This is a genomic window from Mucilaginibacter sp. P2_A5, from assembly GCF_056404995.1.
This window is the reverse complement of record NZ_JBFUCY010000007.1, coordinates 168,531-188,554: the sequence shown is the minus strand read 5'-3', so window position 1 is coordinate 188,554 and position 20,024 is coordinate 168,531. Positions and strand designations below refer to the sequence as shown.

Genomic DNA, 20,024 nt, shown 5'->3' with positions numbered 1-20,024 from the left:
AAGTTAGGATTACACTCGTCTCTTTTAAAAAAATCAAAACTCAGTTATTGCAAATAAAGCGTTGTGAATTTTTCGACTATTTATTACGTTTATGCATGCCATCTATCAAAGATTTTTGCCGGGAGCTGCGACAAAGGGAAACGCCTGCGGAGAAATTACTTTGGCAACGACTGAGAAACAGGAGGATGTTTATAAAGAAAATCCTAAGACAATATCCTATTGCCGTTCAATCTAACACAAAAGGTACAATTTATTACATCGCGGATTTTTATTGCCATGAAGCTAAATTGGTGATAGAGGCCGATGGTCCCATACATTTATTGAAGAAGGATTACGATCAAAATCGCGATGAAGTTTTATCCACATTGGGCCTAACGATTTTGAGGTTTGACAACGATCAGATATTAAACAATACCGGGACTGTATTAAATAAAATCAGAGCACATTTGTAACTTAACTACCGTTGAAACGTATATTTTACGATTACGACTTTGTCAAGACTTAAGCTTAATCAAAAATCAATAAAAATTTTCTATTGGTTTTTCTTAATAACTCTTCAAGCCCCTCTTTCCGGCGAAGCCGAAGAGAGGGTGCCGCGCGTAGCGCTGGCGGGTGAGTCTTCGCCGCCTTTCCTCCCAAAACTATCCTTACCCACACACAACAATAATCCAAACTAAAAAACATAATTTCGCAGCCATAGTTATACTTCTATTATGAGTAAAATTGCATTAATCACAGGCGCAACATCGGGCATAGGCGAGGCATGCGCGCACTTATTTGCCCGCGAAGGATATAACCTGGTACTTACCGGCCGCAGGCTGGAAAGGCTGGAAAAACTGGCCGGTCATTTAAATAAAAAATATGATACGGAGATAGCGATATCGTCATTTGATGTGAGCGATCGCGCCCAGGTGCAGGAAAACCTTGACGGTATACCCGCCCAATGGAAAAATGTTGATGTACTGATTAACAATGCCGGGCTAAGCCAGGGGCTCGACCCGATACAAAACGGCAATATTGATGACTGGGAGACCATGATTGATACCAATGTTAAAGGCTTATTATATGTAAGCCGTATAGTATCAAACTGGATGATTGAAAACGGTAAAGGCCATATCATTAACTTAGGCTCGATAGCAGGCAAAGAGGTTTACCTGAATGGAAATGTGTATTGCGCTACCAAACATGCCGTTGATGCCTTAAATAAAGGTATGCGGATTGATTTACTGCCTCACGGTATAAAAGTAACCGCTATACATCCCGGCGCCGTAGAGACCGAGTTTTCGGAAGTGCGCTTTAAAGGCGATAAGGAAAGAGCAAAAAAAGTATACGATGGATTTGAACCCCTGGTGGCACAGGATATTGCCGAAACCATTTGGTTTGTAGCATCGCGTCCGCCCCATGTAAACATCAACGACCTGGTAATTATGCCAACAGCGCAAGCTACGGCGGGGAATATATTTAGGAAATAATGTGCAGATATGCAGATTTCAGATGTGCAGATGAGGGGTTGATTTGAAAATTTGAGAATTTGAAGATTTGAAAATTTTGGCACACTGTTTATCGCGCTAATCAATCATCTAACCGATTAAAATATTAATCTGCACATCTGAAATCAGCACATCTGGAAACACATTTGAAATCTGCATATCTAATCAAGCTGCACATCAAAATTCACTAATTCACTAACTCAATAATTCACTAAATAAATAATGTCACTAATCACACAAATAGACCAGGATATAAAGCTGGCTATGCTGGCCAAACAGCCAGATCGTTTAAGGGGGCTCAGGGCAATAAAATCAGCTTTATTGTTGGCCAAAACAGAAAAAGGCGCGGCCGATGAGCTTACCGAAGAAGCCGAAATAAAAGTGTTGCAAAAGTTAATTAAACAGCGTAAGGAGTCGGCTGATATTTACCGCACGCAAAACCGCGAAGACCTTTACGAGATTGAGATGGAAGAAATGCGCGTAATTGAGCCTTATTTGCCGCAACAAATGACCCGTTTTGAAATTGAAGGCTATTTGGAAGAATTGATAGGCCGGATAGGTGCAACATCGACCAAAGACCTGGGCAGGGTTATGGGCATGGCCAATAAGGAACTTGCCGGCAAGGCCGACGGCAAAACTATATCAGAAGTTGTAAGGCAATTATTGGGATAGTAACGGTTAATCAATATAACGTTAACATGTACATTAATAAATTATTGCTATAATTGTTGCAACTCGTTCGCGGTAAACTAATTTTACGGCGGATTAACACATTTTATATACTAAAACGGGTTTTGGTATAGTTAATTGAAAATTAATACTAATTATTTATATGGATTTCGTGCTTAAAGAGGAACACGGTTTTAGTTACATCGATGAGGGCGAAGGCGAGGTGCTGTTACTACTGCACGGTTTAATGGGTTCGTTGAGCAATTGGGATGGCGTGGTTAATCAATTTAAATCAAAATACCGCGTATTAATACCTATATTGCCTATTTATGATATGCCGCTTATTACTACAGGTGTAAAAAGCCTGTCGAAATTTGTGCATAAATTTATCAAGTTTAAAAAGCTGGAGAATATTACAGTACTTGGTAATTCGCTTGGCGGGCACGTAGCTTTGGTATATGTTTTGGCCCATCCCGACAATATAAAGGCTATGGTGTTAACCGGAAGCTCGGGTTTATATGAAAACGCCTTTGGAGGTTCGTTTCCGCGGCGCGAGAGTATTGATTTTGTAAGAGAAAAAGTACAATATACTTTTTATGACCCTGCAATTGCAACAGATGAGCTGGTTAATGACGTATACAAGTTAGTAAACGACAGGCATAGCGTTATAAGGCTGCTGGCAATGGCAAAATCGGCTATCAGGCACAATATGAAAAAAGACCTTCATAAAATGCAAATGCCGGTTTGTTTAATATGGGGCAAGGATGATAAAATAACCCCGCCCGAAGTAGCGGTGGAGTTTAACGAATTATTACCCAATGCCGAGTTGCACTGGCTTGATAAATGTGGCCATGCCCCCATGATGGAGCGGCCCGAAGAGTTTAACGTGTTGCTGGGCGCATTTTTAGAGAAAATAAAAGCATAAATAAATATGGTTGCAGTTGAGTTGATAGCTAACGCGATACCCCCGGTACACACCTCCGACCCGATACAGAAGGTGTATGACCGTATGGTGGAGTTTCGTGTGCGGCATTTGCCAATTGTAAACGAGGAGCAGTTTCTGGGCCTTATAGCCGAGGATGATATGGTAAACGAAAGCGATAACCAGGTGCCTGTTGGCGCATTGGCCTTATCGCTGGTAAACCCTTATGTGCTGGAAGATCAGCACATTTACGATGTTATCCGCCTGTTTTATGAACGCCAGCTTACCATAGTGCCCGTGCTTGATGCCAAGCATAATTACCTCGGGATGATATCTATAAATGCCATTACCGAATATTTTGCCAAAATCACCTCGGTATCCCAGCCAGGCGGTATTATCGTGCTCGAGATCAACAATAAAAATAATTCCCTGGCGCACATGTCGCAAATTGTCGAGTCAGATAATGCCCAGGTACTAAGTTCTTATGTGCAAACCTTCCCCGATTCAACCCGGATGGAGGTAACGTTGAAAATAAACAAGCAGGATATATCAACTATTGTAGCCACATTCCTCCGTTATGAGTATGATATCAAAGCAACCTTTAATCATACCGACAACAATGATAACGCCCGTGACCGGTACGATTCGCTCATGAATTACCTGAATCTTTGATCGTTCATTGGTTCACTGGTTCATTAGTTCATTGGTGAAAAGTTCAATATTAATCGTTCATTAGTTCACTGGTTCATTAGTTCATTGGTGAAAAGTTCGATAGCTTTGTCGGCTGATTAGATAGATCAATATGAGTTATTGTCAATATGAGTTATTATAGTCTTGAGGATTTGGAGGTATATCAGTTGGCCGAAAGTTTTAGCGACGAAATATGGGCGATAGTTAGCGCTTGGGATCATTTTGCAAAGGATACCGTGGGCAAACAAATTGTACGATCTGCCGATTCTATAGGGGCTAATATTGCTGAGGGATATGGCAGATATCACTTTAAAGAAAACAGAAATTTTTGTTTTTTTAGCCGTGGCTCGATTTTAGAGACAAAAGGGTGGCTGATAAAATCAAAAAACAGGAACCTGATAAATGAAACAGTTTAACGCACTATTTGAAAAACTTCAAACCATCCACCTCAAATTAAATTCATATTTAAAATTCATTGGTAAAAACGCAAAAACCAAAGCAGATTAAAGTTTATATCATTAGCACATTAAAGACCAGGTAGTTATAAAACAGCCCAATGAGCCACTATTCCCGCCGCAAAAGCTCAATGAACTAATGAACCAGTGAACTTTGCACCAATGAACCAATGAACTAATGAACCAATGAACAAATGAAAATAGCAGTTTACGGCAGGCCATTTAACGAACCTTCGGTTATACCTTATATACAGCAGGTGTTTGATAACCTGGCCTTGCACAATGTGGATATTTATGTGCACTATCAGCTTCATGAGTACCTGAAGGATAAAATAAACGGGGTAAAATATCATGTACTGCAAGCCACAGACTCGTTAAAGGGTTTTATAGATATTTTTATAACCCTTGGCGGCGATGGCACCTTGCTGGATATGGTAACTGTTATCCGCGATTCGGGCATCCCCGTTATCGGTATCAATTTTGGCAGGTTGGGCTTTTTGGCCAGCGTAAATAAAAGCGATATTAACGCGGCTATACACGCTGTGGTAAACAGGGAGTTTACGCTGGATTCCCGCGAACTGCTCAGCATCGAATCAAAGGCCAATGTGTTTGGTAATGATAACTTCGCGCTTAATGATGTAACTATTCATAAGCGCGATGACGCAGCCATGATCATCACCCATGTATTTTTGAACGATGAGTTTTTAAACTCTTACTGGGGCGATGGATTGATTATATCAACTTCAACCGGCTCAACTGCTTATTCGCTAAGCTGCGGCGGGCCAATTATATTCCCGCAATCAAACAGTATTGTGGTTACCCCGGTATCGCCGCATAACCTGAATGTGCGCCCAATTATATTGCCCGATAATAGCAAGCTATGTTTCGAGGTTGAAACCCGCAGTTCCAAATACCTGGTATCGTGCGATTCGCGGATGGCGGTTATGGACGAAACCATGAAATTCCTGGTACAAAAAGCAAACTTCCAGCTAAATTTAATCAGGTTAAATAATGAAAGTTACTTAACCACGTTAAGAAACAAACTATTATGGGGATTGGATGCCCGTAATTATTAATTTTGCTTGATGCCCAAATTTGTACTTTTCGCACTCCTCTTCATATTTTCATATCATGTACAGGCCCAAACCTGGGAGGTAGGCGGCTCTGTTGGCGGGGCAGGTTACATTGGCGATTTAAACCCCGATAACCCGGTTAAAATAAGCGGGGCATCGGCAGGCCTATATGTTAAGCGCAATTTTGACGGTTACTTTTCGGCAAAGCTAAACTTTAGCTATGCCAGGTTTGGCGCGGCCGATAGTACATCCTCCAGCCAGCAATTTCGTGATCGTAACCTCAGTTTTACCGATGGTGTAATGGAGCTTGCCGCTATTGGCGAGTTTAATTTCCTGAAATATATACCCGATGCCGGCCCTAATAAATTTACTCCTTTTATATACGCAGGTGTAGGTATTACCGCTTATGATCCGCGTACGGTTTATAACGGCAGCGCCGGATCGCTCAGGCAACTGAAAACCGAGGGGCAGAAAACCCAGTATGGCGACAATACCATAGTAATTCCGTACGGCATAGGCATAAAATACAATATCGGCGGAAAGTTTAGCCTGGCGGCAGATATGGGTTACCGCTACACCTTTACCGATTACCTTGATGATGTAAGCGGTATGTATGCCGATAAGAGCAAATTAACCGGTGTAGCCCGGGCATTATCTGACCGGTCGGGCGAAAAAAACGGCATCTACATCGGTTCGGCCGGCACCCAGCGCGGCGACCTTAAGCCACGCGACAGTTATTTTATAGTTGGGCTCACTATCTCCTACACCTTTGTTACCAAGCGTTGTTATTTTCAAAATTAAATTCTAATTTAACAATATTTAACAAATTAAATTTTGTTAAATGCGCAATAAATGATTTTATAGTTCGTTTTGGTATTAAAATCAGTATTTAATACTGCTTTTAAATTTTAACCTTAATCTATAATGTCATGGCCGAATTAACTGCTTCCCCCCAAAAATCAGGCGCAGCCCACGGGCGCAAAAAACAAAACATCAGGGTTGATCTTACAGCAATGGTCGACCTGGCTTTCCTGCTCATCACCTTTTTTATTATGACCACTACACTGGCTAAATCAAGAGCTATGGATTTAGTTATGCCGGTAGACAGCCAGGAGCGGGGCGTACCCGCCAGCCGCAGCCTTACCATTTGCCTTGGAAAAAATGATAAGGTTGTGTATTACCTGGGCGAACTTAAGAATCCTGTAATAGCGCCCACCGTGGCTGGCTTTGGGCATACTGGTTTGCGTAAAGCACTTATCGAAACCAATAAAATGATTCATGATAAATATGGTAAAGACATGATTGTTTTAGTTAAACCCAGCGACCATTCTGTTTATAGCAGTTTGGTGAGTACGTTGGACGAATTGACCATCACCAAAACAGACAGATATTCTATTGTTGATATTGCCGCACCCGATATAGATGCCTTAAAACAAAAAGGCATTTATTAAAATGATATTCAAGTAATTCCACCTAACCTTACACATATACTTTTGACGGGCATCACGACTATTTAATTGGTTGTTGATGCCCTTTTTTGCGTTTAGCTGGTTTATAAATTAAAAATAAACGGCTGCATAAAATGCCATTTATGTGTTTTTTATGACATTTGCGGGTATTATTTACAATAACATTATCTTTTATTGCCGCATACTAAAAAAGTACAAAGTAAGTTTTACCTTTGTACCCTGAAAAAACCGGCAACGCAGCTCTTAACTATGGCTGTTGGCGGCTGATTTATGAAGCGGATTAGTCTAAAAAACAAATATTTATTAGACATAGCATTGACAACATTTAAAACAGGCATGTCTTTTTTATAGCCATAACACCGGCTTTTGATAATGAGCAATATGGAATATTTGGATCAGATTGATTTGTTAAAACTACCTAAGCACGTGGCTATCATTATGGATGGCAATGGGCGCTGGGCCAAAGAAAAAGGCAAATTACGCGTATTTGGTCACCATAACGGCGTGATATCTGTGAGGGATGTGGTTGAAGGATGCGATAAACTGGGTGTAAAATATATCACACTATATACCTTTTCGTCAGAAAACTGGAACCGCCCTAAGTTTGAGGTTATGGCCATTATGGAGTTAATGGTAAGCACCATCCATAAGGAGATAGCCGGCTTTATGAAAAACAACATTAAGCTTAACGCCATTGGCGATCTGGATTTGCTGCCCGCTAAATGTTTAAAGGAACTTAACAACGCCATGGAAACCACTAAGGATAACACCGGAGTGATTCTTACACTGGCTTTAAGCTACGGCTCGAGGCGCGAAATTTTACATGCTGCCAAAAATATAGCAGCACAGGTAAAAAGCGGCGAACTGGAAATTGAAGATATTGATGAAGTTGTTTTTGCACGCAACTTATTTACCAACGATATGCCCGACCCCGAACTATTGATACGTACCGGCGGCGAGTATAGGATAAGCAACTATTTATTATGGCAAATTGCCTATGCCGAATTGTATTTTACAACCAAGCTATGGCCCGATTTCAGGAAGGAAGATTTGTACGAAGCTATACTTGATTATCAAAAACGCGAACGCCGTTTTGGTATGACCAGTGAGCAGGTTAACTAAATTTTTTCTTTTAACAAATTTTAACAACTGTATAAATTAATTTTAGCCCACTAAAATATTCGAATGTATAAATTTCTTTTTGCTATTCTTTTCACTGTTTTTGGTACTGCTACACTGGCCCAGGTTTCAAATGCGCCAAGGCCACAGCTCACCAAACAGATACCGGCCGATAGTTTAAGTTACCTCAATCCGCGCGATTATATTATTGGTGGTATTAGTGTAAGTGGCGTAAAATACCTTGATAAAGACAACTTGATATTGCTGTCTAAGCTCACCAAAGGCGATCGTATTAACCTGCCGGGCGAACGTAATGCTGAGGTGATAAAGAAATTATACGAGCAGGGTTTATTTGACGATGTACAGTTAAATATTACCAAAATTAACATGGATACCGTTTACCTGGAGATTGTTGTTGTAGAGCGGCCACGTTTGTCGCGCCTGCATATTACCGGTATCCGTAAAGGCGAAATAGAAGACGTTCAAAAAAAGCTGACCGATAAAACCGGTAAAATAGTAAACGAAAATTTACTGAGCACAACATCGGCCATTATCAAAAAGCATTTTAACGAAAAAGGATTTTTAAACTGTACCGTTACCATGACTCAGCGTAAAGACCCGGGAGATGCTAACAGTGTGATATTGGATGTTAAAATTGATAAGAAAACAAAAGTTAAAATAAACGACGTTACTTTTGAGGGGAACAAAGCCTTTTCGCAAGGTGACTTGCGCGGTTATTTAAGCAAAACCCGCAGAAGGCATTGGTATAACCTTTTCGGATCGAAGAAATTTAAACAGGATAAATACGAAGAAGATAAGTTAAACCTTATCGAAAAAATGCAGGGCAAAGGTTATCGTGATGCCGAGCTGGTAAGCGATTCTGTTTGGAAACATGACGATCAAACGGTTAACGTAAAAATAAAAGTTTACGAAGGCCCTAAATATTACTTTGGTAAAGTAACCTGGAGCGGCAACGCCAAATACTCTGCCGATATATTGGAGCGTATACTGCACGTTAAAAAAGGCGATGTATTTAGCGAGGATGAGTTAAACAAACGACTAAGCGGCCCAACGCCAAGTAATGACGACGTTTCGTCGCTTTACCTGAATGATGGTTATTTAACTTTCAACGCCGACCCGGTACAAACAAGGGTTTATAACGATACTGTAGACCTGGATATCCGTATTTACGAAGGCCCGCAATACACCATTAACCGTGTAAGCCTGAAAGGTAATGATGTAACCAACGATAAGGTTGTGTTGCGCGAAATCCAGACCAAACCAGGCCAGAAATTCAATAAAGAGTTATTGATCCGCAGCGCACGTGAAATTGGACAGCTGGGTAACTTCGACGAGCAGAAGACAGAGCCCAAGCCAACCAACATCAATCCGCAGGATGGTACCGTAGATATTGTTTACAACGTAGTTGAAAAACCTTCAGACCAGATTGAGCTTTCGGGCGGTTTTGGCGGCGGGCAGCTGGTGGGTACACTGGGGCTTACGTTCAACAACTTCTCGTTACGTAATATTTTCAACCTTAAAGCCTACAAACCGCTGCCAAAAGGCGATGGGCAAAAGCTAAGCTTAAGAGGTCAATCAAGTGGCCGTACTTACCAAAACTTCTCGTTCACCTTTAGCGAGCCTTGGTTAGGTGGTAAAAAACCAATTTACTTTGCTTTATCAGCGTATACACAAGGTAGCTCAACCGGGCAGTATTATGCAAAATCAAGCCCTTACTACAACAACCTGCGTATTAACGGTGTGGGTATCACGTTAGGTAAACGTTTAAAATGGCCTGATAACTATTTCCAGCTTAACTACTCATTAAACTTTGACCACTATAACCTGGATAACTATACCGGTTACCTGTTTAGCAACGGTACATCGTTCAACATCAAGTTAACCCAGGAGTTAACCCGTAACTCGATTGACATGCCTATTTTCCCTACACAGGGGTCAAACATTAAATTTACAGTACAGGCTACGCCTCCGTATTCAATGTTTAACAATGTGAACTATAAAGTGGCTACCCCGCAGGAGCGTTACCACTTTGTGGAGTACTATAAATTCAAATACGATGCGCAATGGTTTAACAAACTTGTTGGTAAATTTGTGCTGATGAGCCAGGTAAGGTTTGGTTTCCTGGGTATGTATAATAAAGAAGTTGGCCCGTCGCCGTTTGAGCGCTTTAAGTTGGGTGGCGATGGTATGCAGAGTTACCAGTTTTTACAGGGTAGCGAGATTATCGGCTTAAGGGGTTATCAAAACTTCTCGATTGTACCCGAAGGTTCAAACGAAAATCAGAATAGCAATACAGGCAGCACCATCTATAATAAATATACAATGGAGCTACGCCATCCGGTTATCGCCAGCCAGTCGGCAACCATATTTTTGTTGGCATTTGCCGAAGGTGGAAACGTTTGGAACAATTTTAGCCAGTTCAATCCGTTTAACGTAAGACGTTCGGTAGGTGTGGGCGCAAGAATATTTTTACCTATATTTGGCTTGCTTGGATTAGATTATGGTTACGGATTTGATAAAATACCGGGCGCGCCTGATGCAAACAAAGGGCAGTTCCATTTTACAATTTCTCAGAGTTTATCCGGCGGATTTAATTAATTTGCACTGCGATATATGAAGAAGATAATTTTAGTAGCCTTTTTAACGTTAACAGCATTTGCAGGAGCTTATGCACAACGTGTTGCATATGTAGATTCGGACTATATATTAAAACATATGCCCGAGTACGCATCGTCGCAAAAGCAACTGGCTGCTTTATCTGATCAATGGCAAAAAGAAGTTGATGGCCGTTTCCAGGAAATTGACCGTTTATATAAAGCCTACCAGGCCGACCAGGTGCTGATGACGGCTGATATGAAAAAACGCCGCGAGGCCGAAATTGTAGATAAAGAAAAAGCAGCCAAGGATTTTCAGCGTCAAAAGTTCGGTCCCGATGGAGAACTTTCGCAAAAAAGCACGTCGCTGGTTAAACCAATTCAGGATAGGGTATCTAAGGCTGTACAGGCTGTAGCCGAAAGCAATGATTTAGATATCATTTTTGATAAAAACAGCGAGGTTATTATGCTGTACGCAAACCCAAGGTTTGATAAAAGTGCGGAGGTGATAACCAAATTAGGGCTTAAACCCGGTGTATTAGCCAAATAAATTTTAAAGTAAAATAAACAGAACAAAACTATTATTAAACACAGGACAAGAAAAAATGAAAAAACTATTTAAAGTTGCTTTAGTTGCAGTAGGAATGATATTTGCCGGCAACTTTGCCAATGCGCAGACCAAAATTGGCCATATTAATTTTAATGCGGTTATTGATGCAATGCCCGAAACTAAAACCGTTTCGGCCCAGATTCAGGCTTACCAAAAAACGTTTATTGATGTACTTACCAACATGAACAATGAGTACACTACAAAAGGCACCGAGTTTCAAAAAACTCAGGCAAGCATGACCGATGCCGTACGTAGCCAAAAAGGTGCTGAATTACAGGATATGCAAAAACGTATGTCTGATTACCAAACAGACGCTCAGCAAAAAGTTGAAGCCAAAAAGAACGAATTAGGCAAACCACTTTTTGATAAAGCTACTGCCGCAGTACAAGCTGTTGCCAAAGAAAAAGGTTACGCTTATGTATTGGATTCATCACAGGTTAGCCTGTTGGTATCACCAGATGCCGACGATTTGATGGCCGCTGTAAAATTGAAATTAGGTTTAAAATAATATCAACCATTAGTCATTTATGAAAAAGCGCTCCGTACTACGGAGCGCTTTTTTTATGTTTGTATATGCACAATCAACCTATAGGTATTTTTGATTCGGGCTTTGGGGGCCTTACTGTTTTTAAATCAATCATTGGCCAGCTGCCTGGTTACGACTACCTTTACCTGGGCGATAACGCCCGCGCGCCCTACGGCAACCGGTCATTTAAAACCATTCATGAGTATACCTGGGAGTGTGTGCAATGGATGTTTGCACAGGGTTGCCCGCTGGTAGTGCTGGCCTGCAATACCGCATCGGCAAAAGCCTTGCGTACCATACAGCAGCAGGATTTAAAAAATGCCGACCCCACAAAACGCGTATTAGGCGTTATAAGACCTACTGCCGAAATTATTGGCAATTACACCAAAAGTAAACAAATAGCGGTGCTGGGCACCAAAGGAACGGTACAGTCGGGGTCATACCTTATCGAGATCCAAAACTTTTTCCCGGATGTGAAAGTTTATCAGCAGGCCTGCCCGCTTTGGGTGCCACTGATAGAGAATGGCGAGTATGACCAGCCCGGCGCCGATTATTTTGTGAAGCTATACCTTGATGAAGTAATGGCGCAATCGCCGGCCATTGATACCATTTTATTAGCCTGTACGCACTATCCCATTATCCAGGATAAAATTGAGGCCCTGTTGCCTGCCCATATTAAAGTAATAGCCCAGGGCGATATTGTTGCCAAAAGCCTGGTTGACTACCTGCACCGCCACCCCGAAATAGAGACCAGGCTCAGCAAAAACGGCACCAACCAGTTTTATACCACAACAGATGATACAGCCGATTTTGACCATCACGCCTCGCTGTTTTTCTCCTCTCCGGTGAAATCAACTTTCATTTCGGCCAATGATTTGGTTACATGTAAGTAAGTGGTTGATTGGGTTGATTAACTGGTAATCAGGATCTTAGATATGTCATTGCGAGGTACGAAGCAATCGCGAACTTTGTATGGCGGACTTGCACAGTTCGCGATTGCCACGCTGCGCTCGCAATGACATAGTTGTTGTGATGCGCTAAGCCAATACGTCATCCCCGTTTTTTTCAGGATCATCCTGATAGTTACTCGCAATGACATATGGGTTAATCAACCACCCTCCAATTTAATATACCAAACTTGTCGTCTAAAATAACTCAACATTTAGTAAGTTTGCAGCTTCATCAAAAAAGCGCTTGAATTATTATATCACATATTTTATTGTTGCTATAGGGTTGTTCAGTTTTTCGGCCTTTTTTGCATTGTTTGGTGTTTATGCCGAGCGGAAGATATCTGCATTTATACAAGACAGGCTTGGCCCTACCGAAACAGGTAAATTCGGCTCGCTGCAAACCCTGGCCGATATCATGAAGATGATCCAAAAAGAACTCATCATCCCGGCAGCTGCCGATAAATGGCTTTTTATGCTGGCTCCGGCTGTAATATTTATTGCGGTTTATATAGGCTTTGCCGCCCTGCCCTGGGGGCCGGGGCTTATCCCATCAAAAATAAATTTAGGCATCTATTATATCTTCGCCATAATCTCTATCGAAACCCTGGGCATCCTGATGGCGGGCTGGGGATCAAACAATAAGTATTCTATTTTAGGGGCCATGCGCTCTGCCGCGCAAATCATATCTTATGAGATTCCTGCCGGGTTTGCTATTATATCCGTAGTGATGATCGCCCAAACACTGGATCTGCAGGCTATGGCCATGCAGCAAGGCGTGTTATCGCCAGAAAAAATAACATTTGCGGGCTTTTGGGATGTGACCACTACGGGCGGATTCCTGAGCTGGAATATATTCCGCGCCCCGCATTTGATCATCGCGTTTGTAATTTACTTTATAGCATCACTGGCCGAAAGTAACCGCGCCCCCTTTGATATTCCCGAAGCGGAATCAGAGTTGGTGGCAGGTTTTCATACCGAATTTACGGGCATCCGGTTTGCGCTGGTTTTTTTGGCCGAATATTCGATGATGTTTTTGGTGAGCATGATAGGGGTGATCCTGTTTTTGGGCGCCTGGAATACGCCGTTGCCCAATATAGGCCCGGTACATTTGGCAACATGGACAACCGGTATGTGGTGGGGCATTTTATGGGTGACCTTAAAGACATTAGGGCTGGTAGCCATCCAAATGTGGATCAGGTGGACACTGCCCCGTTTCCGGGTAGACCAACTGATGAACCTGTGCTGGAAAGTACTCACCCCGCTGGCATTTTTATGTATGCTGATATCGGGCGTTTGGAGATTGTGGCTGATGTGATTGAGGTGAATTTGAGGTGAAAGGGTAAAGGCGAAAGGTAAAAGGAAGAAAGCGATTTTGGACATCGAAAAAGTTAAAATCGGGTAAATCCCTTAATCTGATAAATCCCGGTTCAGACAATTTTTTAGAGTTTAGAATTTAGAGTTTAGAATTTGATAAATAGAGTAATCAACGGTTTTACAACGGCATGGAAAGGTTTAAGCCTTACTGTGAAGCACTTGTTTGCCAATAATTCTGCGCGGAAGATTACAACAGTAAGCGATAGTAATTACTTTAAACAACTGGAAAAGGGTACCAACACCATTCAATATCCTAAACAGCAATTACCGGTGCCCGAAATTGGCCGGTACCAGTTGGATGTGGAGATGGACGATTGCATTGTATGCGATTTGTGCGCCAAGGTATGCCCGGTAGATTGTATTGATATTGAAGCCATAAAAGCTACGGAGGCCATCGGCCAAACATCTGACGGTACTACCAAACGGCTTTACGCAGCTAAGTTTGATATTGATATGGCCAAATGCATGTACTGCGGCCTGTGCACCATTGTGTGCCCAACCGAGTGCATAGTGATGACCAACCAGTACGATAAAACCGTTTTTGAATTAAGCGATCTGGTTTACGAGTTCTCGGATATGACACTCGAAGTTGCGGCTGAGAAGCGGGCTTTATTTGATAAGCAACAGGCCGAAAAGCAAGCCGCCAAACTGGCTGCAATGCAAAAAAAGGAGGACGGGGCATGAGTTTAGTCCGTGTACTGTTTTATTTGATGAGTTTTATAGCGGTGGGTTCGGCGTTGTACGCCGCATCAACCACCAATTTGGTACGCAGCATTTTTGTGTTTTTTGTAACGTTGTTTGCCCTGGCCGGCCTGTACGTTTTGGCCCTGGCCGATTTTGTGGCTGTTACACAGGTAGTAATTTACGTTGGGGGAATTCTGGTACTTATCCTGTTTGCCTTTATGCTATCAGGTAAAGAAACGCTTGATGTTTTGCAGCAACAAAAAGGTAAATTCTTCAGCATTGGTAAATTGCCTGCAATACTACTTGCGGCCTTGTTTTTTATCGTGATGATCAATGTTGTATTAAAGGCTGATGTTAATAACCTGGGCTGGGTAAAGGATTCAATTGCCAACAGCAATACCATTACCCCAAATGCGGTGATGATTGACAACATAGGCGTTAATTTAATGACCCGCTACCTGCTGCCCTTTGAGGCTATTTCCATTTTACTACTGATGGCATTAGTTGGCGCGGCACACCTGTCACGTAAGGAGGCCGACGCATGATTACCTTAACCGATTTTTTGATTGTAAGTGTCGCCCTGTTTTGCATCGGCTTGTACATGATCGTATCCAAACGCAACGCTATCCAAATATTGATCGGTATTGAACTGATTCTGAATGCTGCCATATTAAACCTGGTAGCCTTTGGTAAACACGACAGCGCCAATAATAGCGGGCAAATATTCGCCTTGTTTGCCATAGTATTGGCGGCGGCAACAACCGCGGTAGCACTGGCGATAATCCTGAATGTGTACAGGAAATATAAAACCATTGATCCGGGTAAGATTAATAATTTGAGGGATTGATGATGAGAAAGTGGGTAGTGATTTTTTCTTGTTTTTTATTAGCTTTTTTTTTAACGGAAGCGACATATGCCCAAACTTATAGGGCGGGCACCGTAAAATCTAAGGTTGGTATCATGCATCCGAAAGGAAAAGCAAAACATCCATTAATATTAGTTAATGGAATAACATACCATGGCGATATTTCGAAATTGGACCCAACCTCAATTGATAGTTGTGAAGTAGTAAAGGGTGCAGAAGCAATTGCGTTATACGGCCGGTCTGCTAAAAATGGCGTAATCAATATAGTTACAAAGAAAAGAAGGACTATAAATGGAGCTCGTGTGGCATTATCGCCATTAAAAAAAACTGGTAAAAGTACTACTGTTGACCTTGGGAATAAAAAAAAGCAAACGGAATTAATAACAAACTTTGATCAGCTTGCAAAAGATAGTGCGTTATTTATTTTAGATGGTGTTCAGTCTGATAAAAAACTAAATGGAATTTTGCCTGAAGAAATTCTTAGTATCGATATTTTAAAGAAAGATAAGGCTTCTGAGATATTTGAAAGCCATGTAAAAAATGATATAGTTGTAATAGTAACTAAATCTGCCGCTATTAAAAGTTATCAAAAAAAATTAAGTCAGTTCTCTAAAGAATACAAAACTTTCCTTGATTTGAATCATAACGATGATAGTGGTGTATTTTACTCAATTAATCGCATAATAAGCTCGCAGACATATGCTAATAGGCTAAAAGAACTTTACGAGTTGAAAGCGGATGATATTACAAAAGTTGAATTTTCTCCAAGATCTGATAATGCGCCCGCAACATTATTTATTACAACTAAAAAACATTGAATAACACAATATCCCATACCGATCTCACCCTCATCACCTGCACCCTCGCAGCTGTAGCATTGCCGATGCTTGCCGCTTTGATAAACTTTTGCCTGCCGGTGAAAAGCAAGGTTGCGGGTTGGATATCTGTATTGGCTATTTTGCTAAGCTGTGTTTTGGCCGCCAACGTATTTGCCGGGGTATGGAATAATCCGCAGATCCACGTAAAACAGGTTTGGTTTACTATTGGGCACACCACAATTTACGCAGGCATTCTGCTTAATAATTTATCGGTGCTGATGCTGTTGCTGGTATCGGTTATCGCATTGCCGGTGCATATTTACTCTACGGCGTATATGAAGTATGATGACCGGTATAGCCGGTACTTTACTTACCTCAGTTTCTTCTGTTTCAGCATGCTGGCTTTGGTAGTCGTGGATAACCTGGTGCTGTTTTATGCTTTCTGGGAGTTGGTTGGTTTTTCATCGTACCTGTTAATTGGTTTCTGGTTTACAAAAGATAAAGCTGTGCAAGCCAACAAAAAAGCTTTTATCATGAACAGGATAGGGGATATTGGTTTATTGAGCGCGATCATTATCTTGTTTGTAATGTATCGGACATTTGATATCGAGGAACTATTTGGTCGTGGATTTAGTCTTGTTAAATGTTCAGTTATTAAAGATGGCTCGTGGTCGGCTCCTTTTCTGATATACAATGGCACTGTCTGTGCTTTTTTACCTGCCATCTGGCAATACATTGCCGTTGCTGGTATCGTTTTAGCAGTGGCCGCCAAATCGGCACAATTCCCCTTGCATACCTGGTTGCCTGATGCTATGGAAGGGCCAACATCAGTATCGGCGTTAATACACGCTGCTACTATGGTTGCCGCCGGGGTGTTCCTGTTAGGCAGGGTATATCCAATGTTTACCCAAACAGAGCTTAGTATCCTCGCCTGCATCGGCTGCTTTACTGCTTTTATGGCGGCTACCATCGCGCTTACACAAAACGATTTGAAACGGGTGCTGGCGTATTCTACCATATCGCAATTGGGTTTTATGGTTTTGGGTATGGGGGTAGGGGCTTACTCATCGTCGCTGTTTCATTTGGCTACGCATGCTTTTTTTAAATGTTTGCTTTTCCTGGTGGCCGGTATCGTGATCCACGAAATGCAGCACGTTAAGGATGATAACAACCTCGACATCGATCCGCAGGATATTTCGTTAATGGGTGGCCTGCGTAAAAAATTACCGCTAACCTTCATCGCTGCCCTTATTGGCGGGTTGGCATTAGTAGGCTTGCCACTTACATCGGGTTACCTGTCAAAAGACGGTATCCTGATCCAGGCCTTTGAGTGGAGCGATGGTAAAGCCGCGTGGCTAAAGATAATCCCCATCATGGCGTTATTGACCAGCTGGCTTACTGCTTTTTATGTGGCACGGCTGATATTCAAAGTTTTCTTTGGCGAATTCAGGCTGTCCCAAATATATCCCGGTCTGAAATTGCATATGGGCGACGGCGGCTGGCAATACAAATTGCCATTGGTTCTACTAGCCCTTTGTTGCTTCTTTCCGCTGTTTTCGTTTACCCCCTTTTCTTACCAACAAAGCTGGTTATTTCAAGGAACGAATGTTTCGCCGATAAGCAAAATCGAGAGCATTTATCACCTTGTCATCCCCGTGCTGGTAAACATTTTCAGCTTATTGGTCATTTACGCTGCTTATGCTATATATGTAAAACAAAGCAGTTTTTCATTCCCGCAAACCGGGTTCTTTTACCGCTTATCATACAATCAGTGGTACTTTGATAAAATTTACAAACGGGTATTTGTGAAACCTGTGTTAGGGCTGGGTAAGTTCCTTTACTGGTTTGATAAAAACATTATTGATGGCTTTATCCACCTGCTTGCCACAATGAGCGAATGTGTTGCGCGTTTTGCAGCCTGGGCGGATAAATATATCGTCGATGGATTTTTGCACCTGGTGGCTGCCATTGTACAAAGTATTGGCAATTTTGCACGTAAATTCCAGGGCGGTAAAGTGCAATACTATTTGTTTAGCATGCTGGCCATTGTGCTGCTGCTGTTTATTTTAAAAATACTGATATAAACCTGATGAATATATTAACCTTACTCATATTTATACCTGTACTGTTTGGCATTATCATTATGCTGCTGCCATCAAGCATGCGCAACAGCTTTAAATATATTACCCTTGGCGCTACTTTGATCCAGCTGGGCATCAGCATCTGGATGTACCTTAACTTTAAAACAGGCGCCGGTTTTGGCGGTATTAACCACGAAGAGCAATTTCAGTTTGTACAAAAACTGCCCTGGATAAGCCTTAACCTGGGTAGCCTTGGTAAAATGCAGATTGATTATTTTGTGGGGATAGATGGTATTTCCATCACCCTGCTGGTCATGACATCGCTGGTATTGGTAATAGCTACTTTGGCTTGCTGGGAAATCAAGAGCAACCTTAAAGGTTTTTTCCTGTTGTTTTTATTGCTGGACATGGCGGTTATCGGTGTGTTTTGCGCGTTGGATTTCTTCTTGTTTTACATGTTTTATGAGCTGATGCTGTTGCCATTGTATTTCCTGATTGGGATGTGGGGCGGCGCGAGACGCGAATATGCTTCCATCAAATTCTTTTTATATACCCTGTTCGGCTCGGTGTTTATGTTATTGGTGATGGTAGGTTTATACCTGTCGGTTACCGACCCTGCAACCGGGAACCATACCTTTAACATGGTTCAGATGATGAACCCGGCCAATTTCAATGCCGGTTCGGTATTTTCACTGGCAGGCCAACAAACCATTTTAGGCATGCCTGCGCGTACCGTGGGTTTTGTGGTATTGTTCATCGCCTTCGCTATTAAAGTACCTGTAGTGCCCTTGCATACATGGTTACCCGACGCACACGTAGAGGCTCCAACCCCGGTATCTATCATCCTGGCCGGTATCCTGTTAAAAATTGGCGGCTACGGTATTATCCGCATCTGTATAGGCATCTTCCCCGAAGTAGCTACAGCGCATGCCTTCTGGCTGGGTCTGTTAGGCGTTATTTCTATTTTATACGGCGCGTTTAACGCACTTGCCCAACGCGACCTGAAACGGATGATCGCTTATTCATCGGTATCGCATATGGGTTTTGTGCTGCTGGGTATCGCCTCACAAACTGCCGAGGGGGTAAGTGGGGCGGTTATGCAAATGGTGAGCCACGGCTTTTTATCAACTATGTTATTCTTCCTGGTAGGGGTTATCTACAATAGGGTGCACGACAGGGACATTTACCATTTCCGTGGCCTGGCTACCCTGATGCCAAAATATACGGCTTTTGTCATGATCGCGTTTTTCGCCTCATTGGGCTTGCCGGGCTTTTCGGCATTTGTGGCCGAGGCGTTTACATTAGCCGGTGTATTTAAATCGCATACGGAAAATGGTTTGCTACCCTATTGGATGGCCGTTTGCGGTACGCTGGGCATACTGTTTGGCGCGGCCTACTTTTTATGGACGCTGCAACGCATGTTCTTCGGTAAAGAATCGTTAAAAGGCGGCGCCGTTTGGAAGACTGCCCTTGCAGATTTAAACCTGCGCGAGAAACTTACCCTTGCCCCATTAGCCATTATGGCCCTGGCGTTGGGTATAATGCCATCATTAGTTTTTGATAAGATCAACGATTCGGTACTGGCTTTTATACAATTTTTACACACCAAATAAT

General features: G+C 42.2%; 21 protein-coding genes. All 21 read left to right on the top strand.

The annotated features are described in order from the left end of the window. The first annotated feature begins 95 nt into the window (after positions 1-95). The 21 genes from AC1DXF_RS08330 (at position 96) to AC1DXF_RS08230 (ending at position 20,023) form a co-directional block, all read left to right on the top strand. On the top strand, positions 96-452 hold the full coding sequence (locus AC1DXF_RS08330; RefSeq protein WP_477447846.1) for an endonuclease domain-containing protein: 357 nt from the start codon (positions 96-98) through the stop codon (positions 450-452). 261 nt (positions 453-713) lie between these two features. Then, entirely contained in the window at positions 714-1,472 is a 759-nt protein-coding gene (locus tag AC1DXF_RS08325; RefSeq protein ID WP_477447845.1) for an SDR family oxidoreductase, read from the top strand. Positions 1,473-1,712: 240 nt separating this feature from the next. Further along, positions 1,713-2,162 (top strand): GatB/YqeY domain-containing protein, encoded by a 450-nt coding sequence (locus AC1DXF_RS08320; protein WP_477447844.1) that lies wholly within the window; start codon positions 1,713-1,715, stop codon positions 2,160-2,162. 160 nt (positions 2,163-2,322) lie between these two features. Then, on the top strand, positions 2,323-3,084 hold the full coding sequence (locus AC1DXF_RS08315; RefSeq protein WP_477447843.1) for an alpha/beta fold hydrolase: 762 nt from the start codon (positions 2,323-2,325) through the stop codon (positions 3,082-3,084). A gap of 6 nt (positions 3,085-3,090) precedes the next feature. Then, positions 3,091-3,753: a CBS domain-containing protein gene (locus AC1DXF_RS08310; RefSeq protein WP_477447842.1), complete on the top strand. Its 663-nt coding sequence runs from the start codon at positions 3,091-3,093 to the stop codon at positions 3,751-3,753. Positions 3,754-3,899: 146 nt separating this feature from the next. Then, the gene (locus AC1DXF_RS08305; protein ID WP_477447841.1) at positions 3,900-4,187 is read left to right on the top strand and encodes a four helix bundle protein; all 288 of its coding nucleotides are present in this window, start codon (positions 3,900-3,902) and stop codon (positions 4,185-4,187) included. 233 nt (positions 4,188-4,420) lie between these two features. Continuing rightward, positions 4,421-5,302 carry an NAD kinase gene (locus AC1DXF_RS08300; RefSeq protein ID WP_477447840.1) on the top strand — a complete coding sequence of 294 codons (882 nt, stop codon included), beginning with the start codon at positions 4,421-4,423 and terminating at the stop codon, positions 5,300-5,302. A gap of 9 nt (positions 5,303-5,311) precedes the next feature. Further along, positions 5,312-6,100 (top strand): type IX secretion system protein PorG, encoded by a 789-nt coding sequence (porG, locus tag AC1DXF_RS08295; RefSeq protein ID WP_477447839.1) that lies wholly within the window; start codon positions 5,312-5,314, stop codon positions 6,098-6,100. Between the two features lie 128 nt (positions 6,101-6,228). After that, positions 6,229-6,750 (top strand): ExbD/TolR family protein, encoded by a 522-nt coding sequence (locus AC1DXF_RS08290; protein WP_477447838.1) that lies wholly within the window; start codon positions 6,229-6,231, stop codon positions 6,748-6,750. A gap of 399 nt (positions 6,751-7,149) precedes the next feature. Then, a complete protein-coding gene (locus AC1DXF_RS08285) occupies positions 7,150-7,890 on the top strand; it encodes an isoprenyl transferase (RefSeq protein ID WP_477447837.1) in 741 nt (246 codons plus the stop codon). A gap of 63 nt (positions 7,891-7,953) precedes the next feature. Continuing rightward, positions 7,954-10,506 (top strand): outer membrane protein assembly factor BamA, encoded by a 2,553-nt coding sequence (gene bamA / locus AC1DXF_RS08280; protein ID WP_477447836.1) that lies wholly within the window; start codon positions 7,954-7,956, stop codon positions 10,504-10,506. 15 nt (positions 10,507-10,521) lie between these two features. Next, complete coding sequence (locus tag AC1DXF_RS08275; RefSeq protein ID WP_090651269.1) at positions 10,522-11,052, top strand: OmpH/Skp family outer membrane protein; 531 nt, start codon at positions 10,522-10,524, stop codon at positions 11,050-11,052. A gap of 55 nt (positions 11,053-11,107) precedes the next feature. After that, on the top strand, positions 11,108-11,620 hold the full coding sequence (locus AC1DXF_RS08270) for an OmpH/Skp family outer membrane protein (protein WP_477447835.1): 513 nt from the start codon (positions 11,108-11,110) through the stop codon (positions 11,618-11,620). Between the two features lie 65 nt (positions 11,621-11,685). Further along, positions 11,686-12,531 carry a glutamate racemase gene (murI, locus tag AC1DXF_RS08265; RefSeq protein WP_477447834.1) on the top strand — a complete coding sequence of 282 codons (846 nt, stop codon included), beginning with the start codon at positions 11,686-11,688 and terminating at the stop codon, positions 12,529-12,531. Positions 12,532-12,832: 301 nt separating this feature from the next. After that, positions 12,833-13,903 carry a complex I subunit 1/NuoH family protein gene (locus AC1DXF_RS08260; protein ID WP_477447833.1) on the top strand — a complete coding sequence of 357 codons (1,071 nt, stop codon included), beginning with the start codon at positions 12,833-12,835 and terminating at the stop codon, positions 13,901-13,903. A gap of 152 nt (positions 13,904-14,055) precedes the next feature. Continuing rightward, positions 14,056-14,646, top strand: a complete 591-nt coding sequence (locus AC1DXF_RS08255; protein WP_477447832.1) for a 4Fe-4S binding protein — start codon at positions 14,056-14,058, stop codon at positions 14,644-14,646. Next, a complete protein-coding gene (locus AC1DXF_RS08250; protein WP_477447831.1) occupies positions 14,643-15,191 on the top strand; it encodes an NADH-quinone oxidoreductase subunit J family protein in 549 nt (182 codons plus the stop codon). The genes AC1DXF_RS08255 and AC1DXF_RS08250 overlap by 4 nt, the downstream gene beginning before the upstream one ends. Then, entirely contained in the window at positions 15,188-15,493 is a 306-nt protein-coding gene (gene nuoK, locus AC1DXF_RS08245) for an NADH-quinone oxidoreductase subunit NuoK (RefSeq protein WP_477447830.1), read from the top strand. The genes AC1DXF_RS08250 and nuoK overlap by 4 nt, the downstream gene beginning before the upstream one ends. Positions 15,494-15,495: 2 nt before the next feature. Further along, positions 15,496-16,329: a TonB-dependent receptor gene (locus tag AC1DXF_RS08240; RefSeq protein WP_477447829.1), complete on the top strand. Its 834-nt coding sequence runs from the start codon at positions 15,496-15,498 to the stop codon at positions 16,327-16,329. After that, positions 16,326-18,413 (top strand): NADH-quinone oxidoreductase subunit L, encoded by a 2,088-nt coding sequence (gene nuoL, locus AC1DXF_RS08235; protein ID WP_477447828.1) that lies wholly within the window; start codon positions 16,326-16,328, stop codon positions 18,411-18,413. The genes AC1DXF_RS08240 and nuoL overlap by 4 nt, the downstream gene beginning before the upstream one ends. A 5-nt stretch (positions 18,414-18,418) precedes the next feature. Further along, the gene (locus AC1DXF_RS08230) at positions 18,419-20,023 is read left to right on the top strand and encodes a complex I subunit 4 family protein (RefSeq protein WP_477447827.1); all 1,605 of its coding nucleotides are present in this window, start codon (positions 18,419-18,421) and stop codon (positions 20,021-20,023) included. The last annotated feature ends 1 nt before the right edge of the window (position 20,024 follow it).

Excerpts from the sequence above, each read along its gene's own strand:
- AC1DXF_RS08325 (WP_477447845.1), top strand. The coding sequence starts at position 714 with ATGAGTAAAATTGCATTAATCACAGGCGCAACATCGGGCATAGGCGAG.
- murI (WP_477447834.1), top strand. The coding sequence starts at position 11,686 with ATGCACAATCAACCTATAGGTATTTTTGATTCGGGCTTTGGGGGCCTT.
- porG (WP_477447839.1), top strand. The coding sequence starts at position 5,312 with ATGCCCAAATTTGTACTTTTCGCACTCCTCTTCATATTTTCATATCAT.
- bamA (WP_477447836.1), top strand. The coding sequence starts at position 7,954 with ATGTATAAATTTCTTTTTGCTATTCTTTTCACTGTTTTTGGTACTGCT.
- AC1DXF_RS08300 (WP_477447840.1), top strand. The coding sequence starts at position 4,421 with ATGAAAATAGCAGTTTACGGCAGGCCATTTAACGAACCTTCGGTTATA.
- AC1DXF_RS08315 (WP_477447843.1), top strand. The coding sequence starts at position 2,323 with ATGGATTTCGTGCTTAAAGAGGAACACGGTTTTAGTTACATCGATGAG.
- AC1DXF_RS08275 (WP_090651269.1), top strand. The coding sequence starts at position 10,522 with ATGAAGAAGATAATTTTAGTAGCCTTTTTAACGTTAACAGCATTTGCA.
- AC1DXF_RS08240 (WP_477447829.1), top strand. The coding sequence starts at position 15,496 with ATGAGAAAGTGGGTAGTGATTTTTTCTTGTTTTTTATTAGCTTTTTTT.
- AC1DXF_RS08250 (WP_477447831.1), top strand. The coding sequence starts at position 14,643 with ATGAGTTTAGTCCGTGTACTGTTTTATTTGATGAGTTTTATAGCGGTG.
- AC1DXF_RS08285 (WP_477447837.1), top strand. The coding sequence starts at position 7,150 with ATGGAATATTTGGATCAGATTGATTTGTTAAAACTACCTAAGCACGTG.
- AC1DXF_RS08310 (WP_477447842.1), top strand. The coding sequence starts at position 3,091 with ATGGTTGCAGTTGAGTTGATAGCTAACGCGATACCCCCGGTACACACC.
- AC1DXF_RS08320 (WP_477447844.1), top strand. The coding sequence starts at position 1,713 with ATGTCACTAATCACACAAATAGACCAGGATATAAAGCTGGCTATGCTG.
- AC1DXF_RS08330 (WP_477447846.1), top strand. The coding sequence starts at position 96 with ATGCCATCTATCAAAGATTTTTGCCGGGAGCTGCGACAAAGGGAAACG.
- AC1DXF_RS08270 (WP_477447835.1), top strand. The coding sequence starts at position 11,108 with ATGAAAAAACTATTTAAAGTTGCTTTAGTTGCAGTAGGAATGATATTT.
- AC1DXF_RS08290 (WP_477447838.1), top strand. The coding sequence starts at position 6,229 with ATGGCCGAATTAACTGCTTCCCCCCAAAAATCAGGCGCAGCCCACGGG.
- AC1DXF_RS08305 (WP_477447841.1), top strand. The coding sequence starts at position 3,900 with ATGAGTTATTATAGTCTTGAGGATTTGGAGGTATATCAGTTGGCCGAA.
- AC1DXF_RS08230 (WP_477447827.1), top strand. The coding sequence starts at position 18,419 with ATGAATATATTAACCTTACTCATATTTATACCTGTACTGTTTGGCATT.
- nuoK (WP_477447830.1), top strand. The coding sequence starts at position 15,188 with ATGATTACCTTAACCGATTTTTTGATTGTAAGTGTCGCCCTGTTTTGC.